22 protein-coding genes and 1 pseudogene are annotated in these 18,710 nt (G+C 55.8%); 12 read left to right on the top strand and 11 right to left on the bottom strand.

Translation table 11 applies throughout. The features are described from left to right. Both AC53L6_RS08590 and AC53L6_RS08595 read left to right on the top strand, forming a co-directional pair. Positions 1–111: pseudogene (locus AC53L6_RS08590) on the top strand (sulfopyruvate decarboxylase subunit beta); the annotation flags it as partial. 537 nt (positions 112–648) lie between these two features. Beyond that, positions 649–1,023 (top strand): chemotaxis protein CheD, encoded by a 375-nt coding sequence (locus tag AC53L6_RS08595; protein WP_496907553.1) that lies wholly within the window; start codon positions 649–651, stop codon positions 1,021–1,023. Positions 1,024–1,396: 373 nt separating this feature from the next. On the opposite strand, the gene AC53L6_RS08600 is transcribed toward AC53L6_RS08595, so the two are convergent. The 9 genes from AC53L6_RS08600 to AC53L6_RS08640 all read right to left on the bottom strand — a co-directional run bounded on the left by AC53L6_RS08600 (position 1,397) and on the right by AC53L6_RS08640 (position 8,493). Next, positions 1,397–1,783, bottom strand: coding sequence for a hypothetical protein (locus AC53L6_RS08600; protein WP_496907554.1), 387 nt, complete (start codon positions 1,781–1,783; stop codon positions 1,397–1,399). Positions 1,784–1,792: 9 nt separating this feature from the next. Beyond that, a complete protein-coding gene (locus AC53L6_RS08605) occupies positions 1,793–2,656 on the bottom strand; it encodes a CheR family methyltransferase (RefSeq protein ID WP_496907555.1) in 864 nt (287 codons plus the stop codon). Next, positions 2,656–3,114, bottom strand: a complete 459-nt coding sequence (locus tag AC53L6_RS08610; RefSeq protein ID WP_496907556.1) for a chemotaxis protein CheW — start codon at positions 3,112–3,114, stop codon at positions 2,656–2,658. Before AC53L6_RS08610 ends, AC53L6_RS08605 begins: the two co-directional genes overlap by 1 nt. Then, on the bottom strand, positions 3,111–5,132 hold the full coding sequence (locus AC53L6_RS08615) for a chemotaxis protein CheA (protein ID WP_496907557.1): 2,022 nt from the start codon (positions 5,130–5,132) through the stop codon (positions 3,111–3,113). Before AC53L6_RS08615 ends, AC53L6_RS08610 begins: the two co-directional genes overlap by 4 nt. Before the next feature lie 25 nt (positions 5,133–5,157). Beyond that, positions 5,158–5,523, bottom strand: coding sequence for a response regulator (locus tag AC53L6_RS08620; protein WP_299196418.1), 366 nt, complete (start codon positions 5,521–5,523; stop codon positions 5,158–5,160). Next, entirely contained in the window at positions 5,520–5,798 is a 279-nt protein-coding gene (locus AC53L6_RS08625; RefSeq protein ID WP_496907558.1) for an STAS domain-containing protein, read from the bottom strand. Before AC53L6_RS08625 ends, AC53L6_RS08620 begins: the two co-directional genes overlap by 4 nt. A gap of 195 nt (positions 5,799–5,993) precedes the next feature. Further along, a complete protein-coding gene (locus AC53L6_RS08630) occupies positions 5,994–7,076 on the bottom strand; it encodes a dihydropteroate synthase (RefSeq protein WP_299196422.1) in 1,083 nt (360 codons plus the stop codon). Positions 7,077–7,241: 165 nt separating this feature from the next. Beyond that, positions 7,242–8,171, bottom strand: a complete 930-nt coding sequence (locus tag AC53L6_RS08635) for a methylenetetrahydrofolate reductase (protein WP_299700192.1) — start codon at positions 8,169–8,171, stop codon at positions 7,242–7,244. Between the two features lie 25 nt (positions 8,172–8,196). Continuing rightward, complete coding sequence (locus AC53L6_RS08640; protein ID WP_299196430.1) at positions 8,197–8,493, bottom strand: virulence factor; 297 nt, start codon at positions 8,491–8,493, stop codon at positions 8,197–8,199. Positions 8,494–8,699: 206 nt separating this feature from the next. On the opposite strand from AC53L6_RS08640, the gene AC53L6_RS08645 reads away from it, so the two are divergent. From AC53L6_RS08645 to AC53L6_RS08660, 4 genes are all read left to right on the top strand, one after another. Next, entirely contained in the window at positions 8,700–9,377 is a 678-nt protein-coding gene (locus AC53L6_RS08645) for a sulfotransferase family 2 domain-containing protein (RefSeq protein WP_496907559.1), read from the top strand. Positions 9,378–9,445: 68 nt separating this feature from the next. Next, complete coding sequence (locus AC53L6_RS08650; protein ID WP_496907560.1) at positions 9,446–10,570, top strand: Ppx/GppA phosphatase family protein; 1,125 nt, start codon at positions 9,446–9,448, stop codon at positions 10,568–10,570. 93 nt (positions 10,571–10,663) lie between these two features. Then, positions 10,664–10,795 carry a hypothetical protein gene (locus AC53L6_RS08655; protein WP_496907561.1) on the top strand — a complete coding sequence of 44 codons (132 nt, stop codon included), beginning with the start codon at positions 10,664–10,666 and terminating at the stop codon, positions 10,793–10,795. A gap of 47 nt (positions 10,796–10,842) precedes the next feature. Then, positions 10,843–11,568, top strand: a complete 726-nt coding sequence (locus AC53L6_RS08660) for an RlmE family RNA methyltransferase (protein ID WP_299750932.1) — start codon at positions 10,843–10,845, stop codon at positions 11,566–11,568. 48 nt (positions 11,569–11,616) lie between these two features. Here AC53L6_RS08660 and AC53L6_RS08665 read toward each other — a convergent pair whose 3' ends face one another. Beyond that, positions 11,617–12,609, bottom strand: coding sequence for a GlxA family transcriptional regulator (locus AC53L6_RS08665; protein WP_496907562.1), 993 nt, complete (start codon positions 12,607–12,609; stop codon positions 11,617–11,619). Positions 12,610–12,784: 175 nt separating this feature from the next. Here AC53L6_RS08665 and AC53L6_RS08670 point away from each other — a divergent pair, with 175 nt between their 5' ends. Then, positions 12,785–14,158, top strand: a complete 1,374-nt coding sequence (locus AC53L6_RS08670) for a class II 3-deoxy-7-phosphoheptulonate synthase (protein ID WP_299700182.1) — start codon at positions 12,785–12,787, stop codon at positions 14,156–14,158. Positions 14,159–14,225: 67 nt separating this feature from the next. Here the strand turns inward: AC53L6_RS08670 and AC53L6_RS08675 are convergent, their stop codons facing one another. Then, positions 14,226–14,927 (bottom strand): PAS domain-containing protein, encoded by a 702-nt coding sequence (locus tag AC53L6_RS08675; protein WP_496907563.1) that lies wholly within the window; start codon positions 14,925–14,927, stop codon positions 14,226–14,228. A gap of 176 nt (positions 14,928–15,103) precedes the next feature. Between AC53L6_RS08675 and AC53L6_RS08680 the strand changes: the two genes are divergently transcribed. Genes AC53L6_RS08680 through AC53L6_RS08700 form a run of 5 tightly spaced genes read left to right on the top strand, consistent with a single transcriptional unit; the run spans position 15,104 to position 18,704 of the window. After that, positions 15,104–16,018: a YicC/YloC family endoribonuclease gene (locus AC53L6_RS08680; protein ID WP_496907564.1), complete on the top strand. Its 915-nt coding sequence runs from the start codon at positions 15,104–15,106 to the stop codon at positions 16,016–16,018. 4 nt (positions 16,019–16,022) lie between these two features. Further along, positions 16,023–16,673, top strand: coding sequence for a guanylate kinase (gene gmk, locus AC53L6_RS08685; protein ID WP_496907565.1), 651 nt, complete (start codon positions 16,023–16,025; stop codon positions 16,671–16,673). Further along, positions 16,670–17,197 carry a gamma carbonic anhydrase family protein gene (locus AC53L6_RS08690; protein WP_299196451.1) on the top strand — a complete coding sequence of 176 codons (528 nt, stop codon included), beginning with the start codon at positions 16,670–16,672 and terminating at the stop codon, positions 17,195–17,197. Before gmk ends, AC53L6_RS08690 begins: the two co-directional genes overlap by 4 nt. Beyond that, a complete protein-coding gene (locus AC53L6_RS08695; protein WP_496907566.1) occupies positions 17,197–17,520 on the top strand; it encodes a hypothetical protein in 324 nt (107 codons plus the stop codon). The genes AC53L6_RS08690 and AC53L6_RS08695 overlap by 1 nt, the downstream gene beginning before the upstream one ends. After that, entirely contained in the window at positions 17,517–18,704 is a 1,188-nt protein-coding gene (locus tag AC53L6_RS08700; RefSeq protein ID WP_496907567.1) for a trans-sulfuration enzyme family protein, read from the top strand. The genes AC53L6_RS08695 and AC53L6_RS08700 overlap by 4 nt, the downstream gene beginning before the upstream one ends. Positions 18,705–18,710: the final 6 nt, after the last annotated feature.

Below are 18,710 nucleotides of genomic sequence, written 5' to 3' on the forward strand. Positions count from 1 at the left end.
AAGATGACCGTGATGGTTGTCAAATGCGACAGCGGCAACGCCAAAATGCCGGTGATCACCATGGATCCCGTCGTGATCAAGGACCGGTTTATGAAAGCGGTCACGGCCTGACCTGTCGAATTGTTCCCGGTTGCAACATGTGACCGGGGGCGCTCTTTAACGTCAAATTCATCGGCGCGCTTTTACCGTTGTCACCAAATCAAAAGGTAGCGGCGGTCAAACCGGTATGGGGCGAACACAGGTGATGAACAGGCATATGGATGTCCTGTCTGCACGTCCTGACATCTCGCACTGTCTGAACGTTCTCTCGCGGCACGGTTTGCGCGGCACCGTTTTGGTGCACGTCTTCTCGATTTTGTTCTGCAGGGTCGGCTGCGGACTTTTTATGTGTCCTTGCCGCGACCTGACTGCAGGGCTGGTGACTGCGCGGATCGCACATGCCTTCGAAAACGAACGCAACTTGCATCGGATCAGCCATGGCATACGCGTGTTGCCGATGTCCGGCAGGCAAACCATGTGATGCGGCAAACGCTTTTTATAACACAGGGCGAGTATGCAACCGGCTCCGGGCCTGACATTGTTATCTCGACGCTTTTGGGATCCTGTGTTGCCTGCTGTTTGTGGGATCCTGTGACGCGCATCGGCGGTATGAACCATATGCTGCTTGCTGTGTCCGGAGGGGGCGACACAAGCTGTGCGTTGTCCGGTATCAATGCGATGGAAGTGTTGATCAACGACCTTGTCAAACTGGGTGCGGTGCGCGATCGGTTGCGAGCAAAGGTGTTTGGTGGTGCCCGGATGATTTCGGGTTTTTCAGACATCGGAGCAAAGAATGCAGCTTTCACGCTGTCCTATCTTGGGCAAGAGGGCATCCCACTGATCACGCAGTCATTGGGAGGGAACAGCGCCAGGAATCTGCGCTTTTGGCCAGGTATTGGCCGCGCCATGCAAAAGATGACAAATGCCCCGGTACGGGACATGGCGTTTGCTGCACCGGGGGGAAATGGGGTCGAACTGTTCTGAAGCAGATCGTTTAAAAAGACTGGCTAGAATAGCTCGACAGAGCCAGGTGGGGTGTCCTGATCATGAGGGTTGTCTGGATCCAGAATTGACCTCGTCTCGGCCAATTGCAGGTGTCTTGCAGAAGACGCGGCGACATGCGGCGTTGTCGCAAGTACACTGCAAACGACAACGAGATCCTGTAGAGACTGTGAAATTCGGTCGATGCTTTGCAATTGCAATATCTGATGTGTCGTCAGGGTGGTGCGAGATTGATCTGCCACCTCCGATACAATTTCGGAAACAGTCAACATGTCATCGCTTATCTCTGCAAGAACGCTTGCCATCCGCGATAATGCACGATTGCTTCGCACTGCATTTGAATTGGTCTGTGTCATTAGAAACGGTTGACCTCGGACTGAAGATGACTCTGTAAAATACTGGAAATAAATATTTTATTTGTGTAATTGTTTATTTCAAGCTGCTGTTCCTGATCATGAGCATTTTGTACGACGCGTCCGGCAACCAATGTGAAACCAATATCTTGTGTGCAGGATTGGCTTTGCAACGTTTGGGGCCGCTTCACCTTTGTCACCCTTGATATGTTGTAGGCTGAAGCGGCAAGCTGAACTGGTGCCATCGCAAGCAAGATCGATGTCGTCAACCCATGTACTCGGCTGGAGATGCAGCGTTTCGCCAGGGCGCCAACAGTTTCTGCACACGCGTCAAGCCTTACGGATGCATCGTCAACAACCATGATCTGTATTTGATCCGTGAGTGCCATCCGGATGTCCTACTTGCTCCAATCGAATGCGTCGTCGCACTTGATGTAAGTCGTTGGCCCGGCGGAGCGGAAACCATAGGCGTTCGGAGACAGGATGCGTTCTGAATGCCCGAGAAAAAGTAAACCGGCAGTGGACAGAGCGGACTTGAAGCGTGGCCATAGCTGCGCCTGTTTTGACTGATCGAAATAGATCATGACATTTCTGCAAAAGATGGCATCAAACGCAAATTGCATGGGCCAGTCGTCAAACAGGTTGAGTTCTTTGACCGAGACAACTTGGGTCAATACATCAGACATTCTTCGGCGTGACTGGCTGTCGCCACAAGCGATTGTGAACGTATTAAGGTCATCTTCAGAAACGCCATTCAATTCCGAAGTATTGAATTCCGCACTGCGCGCTTGGGTGATGACTTGAGGATCGAGATCTGTGCCTAGAATCTTGAAGTTCGCTTTGGCCAGAGCCGGTTCCAAACGCAGCAGATGCATCGCGATCGAATAAGGTTCTTGTCCCTTTGAGCACCCCGCAGACCAGATGCGAATACGTTCATGTCGTTCAATGCGTTGTCTGAACATTGGCATGAGCCGGTCGCTAAGCATCTTAAAGTGATGAGCCTCCCGGAAGAACTGGGACACATTGGTGGTCAGGGCAGAGATCATGAAACGGCGTTCACTTGCTCCGTCTTCTGATGCGACATGATCTGCGTACGCCGAAAAGGCATCAAGGTTGAGCGCGCGTAGTCGATGCCTGAGCCGGGACTGAACCATCAGCTTTTTCTCGCGCACCAACTTGATCCCAGACTCGCGATAGGCCAATCCGGCAATCGCATCGAACTGCTCGTCGTTCAACTGGGGCAGATCTGGTGATTGACGCATCAAGCGGCGTCACTTTCTGGCAGTGCTATGACGTATGGTAAATCCAGAACGCGTATCATGCGATTGTCCAACAGCGTTATCGCTGCGATGACGTTTCGACAGTTCTGTACGGCGGAATCTGGTGGAGTCTGCATGTCCTTGGGGTCAAGTGTCACGATATCCGAGACAGCATCTACCAATAGGCCGATTGTTGATCCCTCGTTCTGGACCACAACGATGACGCTTCGGTCGTCCTGATCACATTTGGGCAACCCCAAACGTTCGGCCAGGTCCATGATCGGAAGCACAGTGCCCCGCAAGTTGATGACGCCGCGCATGAAGCTGGGCGCGAGTGGCATTGGGGTTGCGCGCGTCCAACCACGAATTTCGCGAACGGTCATTATGTCAAGCGCATACTCCTGATCGCTTAGTTTAAAGGTCAACAGCTCCCTTTGCTTCGTTGTTTCAGTTGTGCTCATGTTTGGGGTTCCAATCTCGCACGCTTGGGGGCGGGGCTTTTGATCGTGTTGGTAACGATGTCTGCGGGATCGAGGATCAACGCCACTTGCCCATCCCCCAAAATCGTCGCGGCGGCGATCCCCGGTGGGCGGCAACAGCTGTCATCAAGTCCTTTGATGACGACCTGTCGCTGGTCGTGAACCTCATCCACGAGCAACGCAACCTGCGATTCATCCTCTAACATCAGAAGCATCGCTATGCGGTCATTGACCGTGTCACAGGGCGGCCGATAGCCAAGTGCTGCACCCAAATCAAACATTGGCACAAAGCCATCGCGCACACGAACGACAAAATGGCCCGGTTGGATTTGTTCCAGTAAACTGTCTGATAGCGTGAGCGTCTCGGACACAGTATTCAACGGTAAAACGAGGGTTTCGCCTGCTACATCTATGACCATACCGTCCAGTATAGCCAAGGTCAGTGGAAGGGATATGCTGAATGTCGTTCCAGCGTTGGGTGTGGATCCGATTGTGACACGGCCACCCAGGCGATGGATGGCAGTGCGTACCACATCCATGCCAACCCCACGCCCTGAAAGGTCAGATACATCTGGTGCGGTGGAAAAACCTGGCAAAAATAGAAGCGTGTCAATTTCTGCGTCCGTCATGGCCACATCTTCCGCGACAAGACCCTTTTCGACCGCAGTTCTAAGAACCTTATCCCGGTCAATACCTTGTCCATCATCCGAAATCTGGATCAGGACGCGGCCAGACCTGTGCGCTGCGCTTAACCGGATTTCACCACGTGCAGGCTTGTTGTGCGCAAGACGTACGTCCGAGGGTTCAAGCCCGTGATCAACTGCATTGCGGATCATGTGGGTTAGCGGCTCGACCAATTGTTCGATGACCGTTTTGTCGACTTCGGTTGCCTCTCCAACGGTGACCAGCCGCACGTCTTTGCTGACGGATGCCGACGCCTCGCGCACAATGCGCGCCATGCGTTGAAACAGTGATTTTACAGGCTGTGCTCTGATCATCATGACACTGTCCTGAATATCTCGGGTCAGGCGTTGGAATTCTTCGAGTCCGTACATGGTGTCGGAGTGGGGTGATACGCCTGCGGTTTGCAGGCTTTGCGCCAGCATCGACTGATTGATCACCAACTCACCGACCAGATTTGCGAGACGTTCGACCCTGTCTATATCGACGCGTACAACAGACTTACTTGGTGTGGGGGACGCGGTGCGCTGATCATCTGTTCTGGGCCGGATGGTGGTCCCAGAACCCGTTTCCTGGCATTGTGAGCGGACGGAGATTTTCATCCTGCACAGGCCATGGGCGAATTCGAGCTGGGACGCGACTTCTGCTTCATCAACATCAGTCGTCAGAACCAGTGACCAGCTTAGGTAAGTCTTGTCTGGTATCAGCTGATCAAGTGCGGGCAGGCGACTTGAGTCGCATTGGACTTCGACTTCACCAAGGGTCGCCAAGCGGTTGATAACATCCGAAACCTCGTGCCCTGTTTCGAAGAAGCCAGGCTCGGGTTCGAAGAAAATATTGTACTCCACGTAATGCTTGGACGGGTCCTCGCCAATCACAGCATCACTAGATTCTATTTCAACTGGTTCGCATTCATTGTCGTTCGCGTCTTTTTCCTGCGACGCTTGGCTGACCTGCACATTCAATTCGCGCAGTATTGCCTCGGCTTCTGATTTCGGAGGGTCGAGATCATTTCGACATGCGCGCACCAAGTCCGATAGGTGATCTGATGCGCGAAAGAAAACGTCCAGCAAGCCGGGAGTGGTACGCGCTTTACCTGCGCGGATGCTGTCCAGCGCAGTCTCAAACTGGTGTGCAAACTGCACCAGCGCCTCGAACCCAAAGGCGCCCGCACCTCCTTTGATCGAGTGGACGGCACGGAACACGACATGAATTGTCTCTTCATCATGCCTGCCGTCATCGAGGGCCTGCAGTCCATCCTGCAATGCCTCAAGCAACTCCTCGCACTCGACAAAAAAGGAAGCGCGAATTTCAGCCATGGGGTCCGCAGACGTCATCGTCCTGCTATCCAGCCACCATTTGCAGCGCTTTCACCAGTTTCGCCGGGTCGAAGGGTTTGACGATCCACCCAGTGGCGCCAGCATTGCGCGCACGCATCTTCATCTCAGGGGCTGCTTCCGTCGTGAGGACAAGGATCGGTGTCGTCTTGTGTTGACCACAGTCACGAACAGCATCGATGAAGCCGAAGCCGTCCATACGAGGCATGTTGATGTCGGTTATGATGACATCCGGATCGATGGCCTCCAGGACTTCTGTTCCATGAACGCCATCTTCGGCGGTATGGACGATGAACCCCGCAGGTTCCAACGCGAAGCGTATCATGTCACGCATTGTACGGCTGTCATCAACAGCAAGAATTTCAAGATTCATTTGTCTTCCTCCTGCTGTGTCAGGTCCATAAGTCCCATGGCTGACAGTTGATCGTGGACAGCGTTCTGCACATGCAGAACGTAAAAAGATGTATTGTTTTCGACGGCCCTGCGCCGCGCACTGAGCAACACTTGTGCCCCCAATGCCCCAATGTGCGAGGTGTTTTGCGCGTCAAGAAGGACATCGCTGCCCGGCGGGTGCGCCACCAGTTGCGACAGCAGATCGGGCGCAGAGGCAGTGTCCAAACGTTTGGGCAGGGGGATTGGGTCAGCCATGACGTGCACGGCAAGTTGCACCATTTTGATGGCTCATCCGGTCCCTCCTGATCGCAAAACGTAAGGAGTGTCTACCGGACGGTCTGTTAAAAGCGCGTTACTGAAGCTGTGCTTTGCGGGTACGTAGGCGTCAAAAGAAAGACCGCCGGGGGCAATGGCACCGGGCGGTCCTTGTTAACGTCGTCCAATCAGAATTTAGCCGCGGCGGCGGCGTCCGCCGGCCCGCCCACCGCGTCCGCGGGCTTCTTCGCCCGCTTTTGGTGCAACGCGGTTGAACTTGATCCATGCACCGCCACCTTCGTCATTGTTGGTCAGGAAATTGGCTGCACGGATGGCTTCCATTTCCTTGCCTGCGCGCGGCTTTGTCGATCCCATTCCAAACATCTGGACGAACGCTTCGTCGTCCATCCCGTCGGGTAAGGCGATGCCTGCCGCCTCAACTTCGGCCCGCTTTTCGGCTATTTTTGTGGGGCCGACCGGTAGCGCCACGGGGTTCATGATGGCGGATGTCATGCCAGCGCCCATCGCCATGGGCAAGAAGGCATTGTTAATGCCATGCCGGTTGGGCAGACCGAATGAGATATTGGATGCGCCGCATGTCGTGTTCACACCCAGTTCTTCGCGCAGACGCCGCACAAGGGTAAAGACTTGCAGTCCAGCAGTGCCCATTGCACCGATGGGCATCACCAGCGGATCGACGACAATGTCATAGGCAGGAATACCAAAGTCAGCTGCGCGTTCCACAATCTTCTTGGCCACAGCAAATCGAACATCGGGATCCTCGGAAATACCGGTGTCATCATTGGAAATGGCGACGACTGGCACATTGTACTTCTTGACCAGCGGCAGAACGAGTTCCAGTCGTTCTTCTTCACCGGTCACGGAGTTCAGAAGCGGGCGACCTTCTGCGGCGGCCAGCCCGTTCTCCAACGCACCGGGAACGGAACTATCGATGCAAAGCGGGCAGTCTGTCACGGCCTGGACACGCTCCACCAACTGCCTCATCAGCTCAGGCTCAACAAAGTTGTTGTCTGCATACCGCGGATCTTCGGCCATCTTGTTTGAGAAGACGGCACCAGAATTGATGTCGAGTACCGTGGCACCAGCCGCAACCTGCGCTGCAGCGTCCGCTTCGACACGCGAGAAATCACCTCGCTCCAGTTCTTCGTTCAGGATTTTCCGGCCTGTTGGATTGATCCGTTCACCGATCACGCAGAACGGTTGGTCAAAGCCAATCAGCGCGGTTTTGGTTTTGGATTCGATGACGGTGCGGGTCATGGGCGCGGCCTTTGTGCGTTGGTTTTGCGAAGTGTTGTTCCGATTCCCGTACTGGCGCACAGGTCAAAACGACATCCCACCGGTTGGAAAAGACACCTATCGCGCACGGGGCTGGTACGCGAGGGGGCAGGGCATGAAACCTTTTCAGGACAGTTATGAGTGATATTAGCCCAAGGCCGCAGGCACAGCCGACGCGCCGCCGTTTTCTATCGCCCAATTGGCATTCGTTTTGATCCCGCCAAGAGGAAAGAAATGCACGTGCGTCACATTGAAATCTGGGTTCGCAGCCTTGTGTGCGGCCAGCTCTGACACGACCTCGGTGGGTTCGAACGGCAGCAGCAACTTGGTCACGTCTTTGGCGCGGCGCTGCAGTACACGCAACGATGGTCCAACGCCGCACGCAATTGCGAATTTGATCATGGTCTGCAGCTTGGCTGGTCCCGCAATCCCGATATGGATGGGCAGGTCAACACCCGCTGCCTTGAGGTTGTCCGCCCATGTGATGATTGGTCCGGCCTCAAAGGCAAACTGCGTAGCGATGGCCATTCTTGCATCGGTACGCTCGGAGAATTTCTGTTTCCATGCAAGAGCTTCATCGACGACCTTCATCCCACCATCGGGATCAATATCCCTGTTGCCTTCAGGATGTCCTGCCACGTGCAAGTTCGTAAATCCGGCCGCGTCGAACGCACCGCTTTCCATCAGTTGCATGGAGCTGTGATAGTCACCATGAGGCTTGTCCACACCGCCTGCCAAAAGCAGCGCCTGATCGACATTTGCCTCACCTTGGTACCGAGCGATCCAGTCCTTCAATGTCGCCTCGTCCTTGATGATGCGCGCGGGGAAGTGCGGCATGACCGGAAAGCCTTCGGCATTCAGGCGCTTGGCGGTGGCCACCATATCTTCGATTGGCGTGCCTTCGATGTGTGCGATGTAAACGCGGGTACCTGCAGGCAGGATGGCGCGAAAATCATCAACCTTCTGGGATGTGCGCGGCATCACCTCAATGGAATACCCTTGAAGGAACGCCTCGACCTCGGGCGAGAGGGTGCCGGCCACTGGACCGTCGTCACGTTTGAAGTTCAGCAATGCCATTGCGGCACCTCCCTGTGCTGGGGCGCTATGCCCATCCCTCATTGTCAATCAGCGCCTTGATCCGCGCTTGATCGTATTCGGTCTCAAGCCGTACCGCTTCACGTTCCGCAACTTCGGCGGGATCGCCATCGACGGTGTAAGGGTCCGCCTTGCGCCATTCAGCCAAATACGCATCGGCGTCCTTGGCATTCACTTTCATTGCCGCGCGGTCGATGGCCTGTTCGAACCGTTCCGCAAGCTGGCGTTTGGAGCCACGACGCCCTTTGCCCACGATCACTTGGGCAGGGATGTCGCGCCAATAGACGATTGTGACGTCAGGCATGTGATTCCTCCGCGTATCTTTTGCCCTAATACGCGACGACTTAGAGTATCCAAGGCTCAATTTCGACAAAGGACGCCACCGTTGCGACGTCATGAATGGTGAGTCTGATTTGCAACAATGCCGCACTTTCGATCCTGTAGCTGTTTGGGCGTGCCGAAGCTTGGTTAAGATGGCCCTAACAAGACAAAAAAGTCGGGCAGGAAATCATGGTTATTCGGGTGGATTCCCATCGGCTGGCCTATATGGCTGTGCCAAAGGCGGCATGTTCATCGGTCAAGGCAGCACTTGCCGCAATTGATCCGCTTCAAGAAGACGATTCTGTAGGCGCATTCACGCAGCAGCAGGTGCATGCAATTTACCCCACGGCACGGTTTCGGCCGCACCGCTGGAGTGTTCTGGAAAATCACTACCGCTTCACAGTCGTTCGTGACCCATTGAAGCGGCTGCTGGCGGTGTACACCAACCGCGTCGAAGGGTTGGGTATTCTAAGTCATAGTCCGAAAATTCGTAGGGGCAGGGTGCATTTGCCAACAGAGCCGGATCCCGATTACTTCTTTCAGAACCTCAGCGCGTACATCGCAACGTCTTCCGACATCAAACACCATACCCTGCCGACCGAGTTGTTTACCGGCAGGGATTGGTCGGTGTATGACCGCGTCTTTCGCACAAGTGAAATGGACGAGCTTAGTGTTGAGTTGAGCGCGCACACGAGGCGAGATGTCGTTATCCCGCATTTCAACTCAAGCGATCGGCGCCTTCAGTTGAGCGATCTTTCGGCGCAAACACAACGTGTTCTGGGTGTGCTTCTTGAAGAAGAGTATGCGCATCTTGCACCATTTTTCGACAATCCCTTTCATCAGCCACAGATGCACGCAGTCGCCTGATCAAGTCACTTGCGCGAACACGTTGCACAACATATCGTCGTCTCAACTCGATATGAAAGGCGCAGAAGATGGCGCCACAGCGTCCCCGAGGTGCGGGCGCGACAAAGACCAAAGGCACCCGACCGGGGGCCAAGCCCGTGCCGCGTGCTCCTGGATCGCCCGAGCTTTATGCCGCGCTTGATCTGGGCACGAACAGTTGTCGCATGTTGATAGCCGAGCCGAAGGGCGCGGGATTCCAGGTTGTGGACAGCTTCTCAAAATCTGTCCAACTTGGTCTTGGTCTGGAGAAATCCGGCAAGCTGTCGCGCGGATCCATGTCGCGGACCGTGCAAGCCATGCGGATTTGCCAGCAGAAATTAAAGCGACACCAGGTCAGACGGATGCGCCTTGTTGCCACAGAAGCGTGCCGTAGAGCCCTGAATGCAAAGGATTTTGTTCAGCGCGTTCAACGCGAGACCGGGTTGCGGCTGGACATTATCGAACCCGAGGAAGAGGCGCGCCTGGCCGTTGTATCCTGCGCGCCATTGGTCAGCCCCAAGACGGAAAACCTTTTGGTCGTCGATATTGGAGGCGGGTCGACCGAGTTGGTCTGGCTTGATCTGTCTCAGGTCCCGCGCGCAGACCGCCCGCAATCCATCATGCGGCTGCATTCGGGCTTTAAACAAGTTGCGTCAGATATGCCCGAGGCACGTGTCGTAGATTGGATTAGTGTTCCCTTGGGTGTCGCAACATTGCGCGAACAGTTTAACGACGTGGATGACGATGCTGCGCGATTTGCGCTGATGAGTTGGTTTTTCGAAGAAAATCTAGCCGATTTCTCGCCCTACCACGCGACAGAGCCAACCGAGGGTTTTCAGATTATCGGCACCTCCGGTACAGTGACCACCGTCGCGGCCTCGCATCTTGGTCTGAAGCGATACGACCGGACAAAGGTGGACGGTCTGCGCATGACGTCGGATCAGATCGACAGGGTCATCCGATCCTATCTGGCTCTGGGTCCCGGTGGGCGGCGTGCCGATCCCCGTATCGGATCGGACCGGCACGCCCTGATCATGTCTGGTGCGGCGATCCTTCAGGCCTTGATGCGCTGTTGGCCAACCAACCGACTGTCCGTTGCCGATCGTGGATTGCGGGAGGGGCTACTGTACGCGCAGATGAGCGCGGACGGTGTATTGGAAGATCAGCGGATTTGACGGCAGCGGGGCCAACACAAGGCAATACACAATATCAATGAGCCTTGCTGACGACACTTGCCATGCTTTCTGCATCGGATAGGGAAGTTCTGCATGACCACACTCAGTTCGAATAAGAAGATGCAGGACCGAGCGATCAGTGCTATCGGCAACGCAAATTGCGGAAATTGGCAGGGGACACATGCATTTCCGCATGATCCATCCTATATCCGCGATCTCTTGTAGCGGATCATTTTGCACAAACCGCTGGCGTGAAATTGAAAGGTGGCAACGTGACCAAGACCCCAACAGGCAAGAATACATCAGGGCGCGGGCAGCGTGACCTGAAGGTCAAGGTCAAGAGTGCTCGCGGGCGCAAGCTGTCGTCGACCCGCTGGTTGCAGCGCCAACTCAACGACCCTTATGTAAAGCGGGCCCAAGCGGAGGGGTATCGCGGGCGTGCCGCGTTCAAGATCATGGAACTGGACGACAAGTACCGCTTCTTGGTGCCTGGTGCCCGAGTTGTAGATTTGGGAGCAGCCCCGGGCGGCTGGTGCCAGGTTGCGGTCAAACGCGTGAACGCGCTGGGTGAAAAATCAGGCAAGGCTGTCGGAACAATCCTTGGGGTCGATCTGCAAGAAATGGAGCCGATTGCGGGGTGCGAGTTGCACCAATTGGACTTCATGGAAGATGATGCCGATCTGAAAGTCAAAGACTGGTTGGGTGGCAAGGCAGATGTGGTCATGTCCGACATGGCCGCCGCGTCCTCGGGCCACAAACAAACCGATCACCTGCGCATTATCTCTCTATGCGAGGCGGCCGCTTATTTCGCCTTTGATGTCCTGGATGATGGTGGGACATTTGTCGCCAAGGTTCTGGCAGGCGGGGCAGAGGGCAGCCTTCAAAAGCTGCTCAAGCAACGTTTTGACAAGGTGGCCAACGTTAAACCACCTGCCTCGCGCGCGGATAGTTCGGAGAAATTCGTTGTTGCGACGGGTTTCCGCAGTGACAGCGCGTAACAGGTGTCCAGCACAGTCAAGCAGCCACGCCTCAGCAATGCATTTGGACTAGATTGACAGCCGTGCAGCGTGCGTGCCTCGTTCACGATACGGCGTCGTGTCATAGTGCGACCGATAGCATTTCGAAAAATGTGACGGTGAGGCAAATCCACACGCCAAGGCCACGTTAATGACGCTCATGTCGGTTTGCATCAACAGGTTGCGGGCCTTTTGCAAGCGCAGTTCCATGTAGTACCGCTTGGGGCTCCGGTTCAGGTAGCGGCGAAACAGACGCTCAAGCTGCCGTGTCGACATGCCGACATCCTTGGCCAGAATGGAGGGGCTGATCGGTTCCTCGATATTCTGCTCCATGATCTGGATGACCTGGCTCAGCTTCGGATGCCGGACACCGATACGCGTCGGCACGGACAAACGTTGGGTGTCCTGATCTGTACGTATCGAGGAATAGATCAACTGATCTGCAACGGCGTTCGCCAACTCTTCGCCATGGTCATCCGCAATCAATTTCAGCATCAGATCGATGGAGGATGTCCCGCCTGCCGTCGTCAAACGTTTTTCATCAATGACAAAAACCGATTTGGTCAGTTCGACCTCCTGAAACTCTTCCGCAAAGCTGTCCTGATTTTCCCAGTGAATCGTTGCTCTCTTGCCGTCCAACAGACCGGCTTTCGCCAGCGAATACGCTGCCGTGCACAGACCGGCCATCTGGATCCCTTTCCGGGCTTCCCGACGCATCCAGCTCAGCAGCCGCTTTGTTGTCGCAGCTTGAACGTCGATACCGCCGCAAATCATGACCACGTCATCGCGGGTCAACTCATCCAGATCACCGTCCAGTTGGAAAGCCGGTCCCGCAGAACAGTGCGCGACGTCTCCACCTTCTCCAACAATCCTCCAGCTATAAAGCTCACGACCAGCCATACGGTTGGCGATGCGCAGACTTTCCAAAGCGGCCGAGAAGCAAAGCAGGGTGAAGTTGTCGAGCAGTACAAACACAAAACGTTTGGGCTTGGCAACTTCCTGAGGCGGGCGAGAGAACGACATCGCTGCGAGTGTCCTGTTATTATTGCCGGGCGTCGTGACCCGGAGGTTTCGTCAGCCTGACCACGGCGGAAACGCCACGTCAAGAGGGCGCATTTGTGATATGGTGTCCTTCCAATAGCTTTTGTATAGAAGGCTCCGGTCATGAGACCGCTAACAGCTTTTGCGGAGAGACAAGATGAGCGATTGGACGAAATCTGACTGGCGCGCCAAGCCCCGGATCCAGATGCCCGATTACACCGACACTGCGGCACTGAACGCGGTTGAGGCGCAGCTTGCAAAGTATCCTCCGCTGGTGTTTGCAGGCGAGGCGCGGCGGCTAAAGGCTCATCTCGCCGATGCTTCCCGTGGTGATGCGTTCCTGCTGCAAGGTGGCGATTGCGCTGAGGCGTTTGATCAGTTCAGCGCCGACAGCATCCGGGACACGTTCAAAGTCATGTTGCAGATGGCAATGGTGCTGACCTACGGTGCCAAAGTGCCGGTGATCAAATTGGGCCGCATGGCTGGCCAGTTTGCCAAGCCGCGCTCTGCCCCGACAGAGGTGGTGGATGGCGTGGAGCTGCCCAGCTACCGCGGCGACATAATTAATGAGCTGGACTTCACTCCAGAGGCGCGTATTCCGAACCCACGCAAGATGCTGCAGGCCTACACTCAGGCAGCGGCCACGCTGAACCTGCTGCGTGCATTCTCGACCGGTGGCTTTGCTGACATGAACATGGTGCACTCATGGACTTTGGGCTTTGCCGATGGGGCCGGAGCAGAAAAGTACCGCGAAATCTCAGCCCGCATTCAGGATACCATCGACTTCATGGCCGCGGCTGGCATTGATGCCGATACCACGCATGAATTTTCGTCCGTCGAATTTTATACCAGCCATGAGTCGCTGCTGCTTGAGTATGAAGAAGCGCTGACGCGGATCGACTCAACCAGTGGCAAATGGCTGGCTGGTTCCGGTCACATGATCTGGATCGGCGACCGTACGCGGCAGCCCGATGGTGCACATGTCGAGTTTGCGCGTGGTGTTCAGAACCCCATCGGTTTGAAATGTGGGCCCAGCATGACAACCGAAGACCTGAAGGTGCTTCTGGCCAAGCTGAACCCGGACAACGAAGCTGGCCGTTTGACCCTGATTGCGCGCTTTGGCGCAGGATCGGTGGGTGAACACCTGCCGCGTCTGATCAACACTGTCCGCGAAGAAGGCGCAGAAGTGGTTTGGGTGTGCGACGCGATGCACGGCAACACGATTAAGTCCTCGACCGGGTACAAGACACGTCCGTTCGACAGTGTTCTTCGTGAAGTGCGCGAATTCTTTGGCGTGCATGCTGCCGAAGGGACAGTGCCTGGCGGTGTTCACTTCGAAATGACGGGGCAAGACGTCACCGAATGCACTGGCGGTGTACGCGCCGTGACCGAAGAGGACCTGAGTGATCGCTATCACACGGCGTGCGATCCACGGCTGAATGCCTCGCAATCGCTGGAATTGGCGTTCCTGGTGGCCGAAGAGCTGTCGCAATTGCGCGCCACCCGTGCCAAAGCACGCGCTGCAAGCTGATCGAAACAAAAACGCGCCGAACAAACCGTTCGGCGCGTTTCTTTTGGTAGATCTTCAGACCTCTGGCCTATTTGTCGTCTGACTTCACCAAACGAAGATACGGAACACTTGGTCTTGGCGTCGTGGCTTCAAAGCCTTTCTGGCTTTCTGCAAAACCATCCATCTGCACGCGCTGTGGCCTGGCCTGAACAGTAGGTTCGATGGCTGCCGGTATGGCAGCGGGAGATGCAATCGGCCGAATACGCGCACCAACCACATTGAAACGGCGCGGTGTCTGCCCGATTTCACCCTGGGCAACGAGACATCCCAGAATTCGGCTCACATCGCCGAGGTCGCTTTTGAGTGGCAGCAGAAGCAAACGGCATTCCATCTGCGGTTTTGAAATGTTTGTCTCTGCACTCATGCGCAATTCGCACATGGCGGGGCGTTGGCAGACATCTTCGATGGCATCGGAGATTTGACGACGACAGGGTGGCGTGATGAGAGATGTCAGTGGCATCCCGCGCACTTCCATCCCCATCAAGTCGCCGAGGTGACTGCCCGCGATACGAATACGCGCCATTCCGGGTGCGATGCGTTCCAAAACAAAAGTGTATTCGAGCGCCGATTCAATGCCGCGTGGGTCAATCTCGGACCGTTTTGGCATCAGGCGTGTGCCACGCAAGCCTTCCCAATAGGCTTCAACCTGCGAGATCGCCGAAAAACCTGTGTTTGCGCGGAACTCTGTCATTGCGCTGACATTGTGCGTGTAAAGGTCTGATTTGTCCATCTGTACATACTCTTGCTCAGCCCGCCGAATGCGTTGCTTCGGGAATGATGCAAAACATATCAAATTTGTAAGAAACCGCTCGGTGAAAGCTAACAAATGGTTAATCACCGCTCTGTCCCCGCGGGGACACGGGCTGTGGCTTGCCCCGATGTGAACTTCCCCCTAAACGCAAAGACATGACCAAGACATCCAAAGATGGCGCGCTGCGCTCAATGACCGGTTTCTCGGCTGCTACCGGCGCATTCAACTCATTTCGCTGGGCATGGGACATTCGAAGCGTCAACGGTAAGGGTTTGGACGTGCGCTTGCGCGTTCCCGATTGGATTGATGGGTTGGAAACGGCGCTGCGGCCGCTGGTTGCAGCACGGGCCAAGCGCGGCAATGTCACGTTGTCGCTTCGCATCACGCGAGATGATGCGGCGGCTGGTTTATCATTAAACGAAGAGACCATGCGCGCCGTCGTTCAAAGTCTTCTTACAATTGAAGCAGAGGCGATGGACCAGGGGCTGTCGCTTGCACCTTCCCGCGCCACCGACATTGCGAGTATGCGCGGCGTTATGGATGCGGGGGCCGCACAGGATGACACCGGTCCATTGCGCACGGCCTTGCTTTCGGAGGTTCCGGCGCTTCTGGACGCATTTGATGATATGCGGACGCGCGAAGGATCGGCCTTGCGCGAGGTGATGTTGGCGCAGTTGACCGAAGTCGGGCAGCTGACCGAACAAGCCGCGGCGTTGGCAGAGAGACGCAAGGACGATGTGGCCGCAAATTTGAAACGGAACCTTGCCCGCGTTTTGGACAATACAGACAGCGCAGACCCGGATCGTGTCGCACAAGAGCTTGCCTTGTTGGCGGTCAAGGCAGATGTGACAGAGGAAATTGACCGGCTGCACACACATGTCAAAGCCGCAGGTGCGCTTTTGAATGACGGAGGTGCGGTCGGGCGTAAGCTCGATTTCCTCATGCAAGAGTTCAACCGCGAAGCTAATACTCTATGCTCAAAAGCGCAAAATGCCGATTTAACGGCTGTCGGATTGGCGTTGAAAGCGCTGATCGATCAGATGCGTGAGCAAGTACAGAACGTGGAATAAGAATATGACCGACGCTCAGAACCGCCGTGGTCTTCTGATCATACTCAGCTCTCCATCAGGCGCCGGGAAAAGCACTCTTGCACGTCGATTGCGGGATTGGGACTCCGGTTTGTCGTTTTCCGTATCGGCCACGACACGTGAGCCAAGACCAGGCGAAGTGGACGGTGAGCACTATCGCTTCATCTCTGAGGCTGCATTCAAGGGTCAGGTTGCAGATGGAGAGATGCTGGAACATGCTCACGTCTTCGGCAATTTCTATGGCTCACCGAAGGGGCCCGTCGAGAATGCGATAAACAAAGGGCAGGATGTCCTTTTTGACATCGACTGGCAGGGTGCGCAGCAGATCACCAATTCTGTCCTGGGCCAGCATACATTGTCGATCTTCCTCCTCCCACCTTCTATCGCTGAGCTGCGCCGCCGGTTGGAAAAGCGCGCACAGGACGACGCGGAAACCATTGCCCGTCGCATGCAGAAAAGCTGGGACGAGATAAGCCATTGGGGCGGGTACGACTATGTTTTGGTCAATGATGATCTGGACGAGACCGAAGAGCATTTGAAAACCATCATCACCGCCACGCGCCTGCGTCGCTTGCAGCAACCACAATTGACCGATCATGTGCGCGCCCTGCAAACCGAGTTCGAGGAGCTGCCATGACACTCTATGCACTGGGCAAGGAACGCCCGCAGATCGCGCACGACACATGGGTTGCCCCGGATGCCAATCTGATTGGCAAGGTGATCCTCGAAGAAGGTGCGAGTGTCTGGTTTGGCTGCACCATCCGTGCAGACCACGAGGATATCCGCATCGGCGCGGGTACAAATGTTCAGGAAAATTGCGTCATGCATATAGACGCAGGCTATCCTCTCACAATCGGGCCCGGCTGCACCATCGGGCACAAGGTCATGCTGCATGGGTGCACGATTGGGGAAAACAGCCTGATCGGTATGGGTGCCACAGTCCTGAATGGTGCCAAGATCGGTAAGAATTGTCTGATCGGGGCAGGGGCACTGATCACTGAGGGTAAGGTAATCCCGGACGGGTCATTGGTGATGGGTGTGCCGGGCAAGGTGGTGAGGGAACTGGATGAACAGGCCATTCAAGGCCTCCGCGCGTCCGCTCTGCATTACCAGGACAATATGCGTACATTCCGCGATACAATGGTCGAGGTTGAAAACTGATGCCGCATTGCGAACTCAGCTATTCAAGCGATCTTGATATCGACGCCAAGGCCATCTTGGCAGAAGTTGAAGCCTGCATTCTGCGCCACGATGACGGGGCAGGGGAAACCAAGGGGCGCGCGTATCCTGCGCCCGTCTTCCTGCATACTCATCTAAAAGCATCCGTTGCCCTGCTGGCCAAGCCTCATCGAAACGCCGCATTCACCGCTGCCTTGCAAAAGGACCTAGTGGGTTTAATTGCAGAGCACCTGCCGCGTCCCTCCTGGTTGAGTGTGGACATCACGTTCAGCTCGCAAACCTATCATACGGAATTTTTGGAATGACCTCGAACTCCAAAGGGTCGCTCGTGCGACCAACGCCGCTGCCGGAAAGCGCATCGCGACCAGTTGTGACGCCGCTTAGCCCCTCGGTCGTCTATGCGTCTGACACACCTGACATGCTGGATGCCCAATATGACGGCGACCTGCATGGCTATACCTACAGCCGTGAAGGGCATCCGAATGCAGACGTCGTCGCGCAAGCCATTGATCGGATGGAAGGCGCGCCGCATATGGGGGTGCTGACCTCGTCGGGCATGGGGGCTGTATCAGCGGTCCTTTTGGGGCTGCTCACGTCGGGCGACCACGTGATCGGCGGCAACCAGCTATATGGTCGATCGCTGCGCATGATGTCCGAAGACCTGCCTCGTTTGGGCATCCAGACCTCGATGGTTGACCCGGGAGATGCAAACGCCGTGCGTGCTGCTCTGCGTCCGGAGACCAAGATGATCCTTGTTGAGGTTGTGTCGAACCCGACTTTGCGTGTCGCTGATGTGTTGGGCTTGTCTGCGCTTGCGAAAGAAGCGGGCGTGTTGCTCGTCATCGACAACACGTTCACCACGCCCCGCGCGTTCAAGGCGTTCGATCACGGCGCGGATATTGTCATACATTCATTGACCAAGCTTTTGTCCGGTCATTCGGACGTGATGCTCGGCTATGTCTCGGCAAAAGACCAAGTGATCAATGACCGGTTGCGCGTGTTTACCGTGACAGCGGGAATGACACCAAGCCCCTTCGATTGCTGGTTGGCTGAGCGTGGGCTGCTGAGTTTTGAATTGCGATATGATCGGGCGCAGGCAACAGCAGCGATCCTGGCCGAGCACTTGTCGGCGTTGTCAGGTGTCAAGCGGGTCATCTATCCGGCCCGCCGCGACCATCCCGACCACGCGCGTGCCGAGGCATTGCTGAAGGGTCAGTATTGCAACATGGTCAGTTTCGAAATTGACGGGGGGCGCGAGGCGGCCAATGCCTTTGCACGCGGCGCTACTGGGCTGAACTTTGCCCCGACACTGGGCGATGTCGGCACAACGATTTCGCATCCGGCCTCATCCTCTCATCGGGCGTTGACTGCTGAAAAACGTGCGGAGCTGGGTATGTCCGAGGGGTTCTTCCGCATCTCGGTCGGCCTCGAAGACCCAGATGTGCTTTGCGATGTGTTCACGCGCGCTGTAGAGGCCGCACTGGCGTAAGGGGGC

The sequence above is a fragment of the Tateyamaria sp. LSS28 genome, assembly GCF_059611725.1.

What these genes read in the sequence shown, in the direction of transcription:
- AC53L6_RS08595 (WP_496907553.1), top strand. Translation starts at nt 649, where the DNA reads ATGAACCATATGCTGCTTGCTGTGTCCGGAGGGGGCGACACAAGCTGT.
- AC53L6_RS08600 (WP_496907554.1), bottom strand. Translation starts at nt 1,783, where the DNA reads ATGGCACTCACGGATCAAATACAGATCATGGTTGTTGACGATGCATCC.
- AC53L6_RS08605 (WP_496907555.1), bottom strand. Translation starts at nt 2,656, where the DNA reads ATGCGTCAATCACCAGATCTGCCCCAGTTGAACGACGAGCAGTTCGAT.
- AC53L6_RS08610 (WP_496907556.1), bottom strand. Translation starts at nt 3,114, where the DNA reads ATGAGCACAACTGAAACAACGAAGCAAAGGGAGCTGTTGACCTTTAAA.
- AC53L6_RS08615 (WP_496907557.1), bottom strand. Translation starts at nt 5,132, where the DNA reads ATGGCTGAAATTCGCGCTTCCTTTTTTGTCGAGTGCGAGGAGTTGCTT.
- AC53L6_RS08620 (WP_299196418.1), bottom strand. Translation starts at nt 5,523, where the DNA reads ATGAATCTTGAAATTCTTGCTGTTGATGACAGCCGTACAATGCGTGAC.
- AC53L6_RS08625 (WP_496907558.1), bottom strand. Translation starts at nt 5,798, where the DNA reads ATGGCTGACCCAATCCCCCTGCCCAAACGTTTGGACACTGCCTCTGCG.
- AC53L6_RS08630 (WP_299196422.1), bottom strand. Translation starts at nt 7,076, where the DNA reads ATGACCCGCACCGTCATCGAATCCAAAACCAAAACCGCGCTGATTGGC.
- AC53L6_RS08635 (WP_299700192.1), bottom strand. Translation starts at nt 8,171, where the DNA reads ATGGCATTGCTGAACTTCAAACGTGACGACGGTCCAGTGGCCGGCACC.
- AC53L6_RS08640 (WP_299196430.1), bottom strand. Translation starts at nt 8,493, where the DNA reads ATGCCTGACGTCACAATCGTCTATTGGCGCGACATCCCTGCCCAAGTG.
- AC53L6_RS08645 (WP_496907559.1), top strand. Translation starts at nt 8,700, where the DNA reads ATGGTTATTCGGGTGGATTCCCATCGGCTGGCCTATATGGCTGTGCCA.
- AC53L6_RS08650 (WP_496907560.1), top strand. Translation starts at nt 9,446, where the DNA reads ATGGCGCCACAGCGTCCCCGAGGTGCGGGCGCGACAAAGACCAAAGGC.
- AC53L6_RS08655 (WP_496907561.1), top strand. Translation starts at nt 10,664, where the DNA reads ATGACCACACTCAGTTCGAATAAGAAGATGCAGGACCGAGCGATCAGT.
- AC53L6_RS08665 (WP_496907562.1), bottom strand. Translation starts at nt 12,609, where the DNA reads ATGTCGTTCTCTCGCCCGCCTCAGGAAGTTGCCAAGCCCAAACGTTTT.
- AC53L6_RS08670 (WP_299700182.1), top strand. Translation starts at nt 12,785, where the DNA reads ATGAGCGATTGGACGAAATCTGACTGGCGCGCCAAGCCCCGGATCCAG.
- AC53L6_RS08675 (WP_496907563.1), bottom strand. Translation starts at nt 14,927, where the DNA reads ATGGACAAATCAGACCTTTACACGCACAATGTCAGCGCAATGACAGAG.
- AC53L6_RS08680 (WP_496907564.1), top strand. Translation starts at nt 15,104, where the DNA reads ATGACCAAGACATCCAAAGATGGCGCGCTGCGCTCAATGACCGGTTTC.
- gmk (WP_496907565.1), top strand. Translation starts at nt 16,023, where the DNA reads ATGACCGACGCTCAGAACCGCCGTGGTCTTCTGATCATACTCAGCTCT.
- AC53L6_RS08690 (WP_299196451.1), top strand. Translation starts at nt 16,670, where the DNA reads ATGACACTCTATGCACTGGGCAAGGAACGCCCGCAGATCGCGCACGAC.
- AC53L6_RS08695 (WP_496907566.1), top strand. Translation starts at nt 17,197, where the DNA reads ATGCCGCATTGCGAACTCAGCTATTCAAGCGATCTTGATATCGACGCC.
- AC53L6_RS08700 (WP_496907567.1), top strand. Translation starts at nt 17,517, where the DNA reads ATGACCTCGAACTCCAAAGGGTCGCTCGTGCGACCAACGCCGCTGCCG.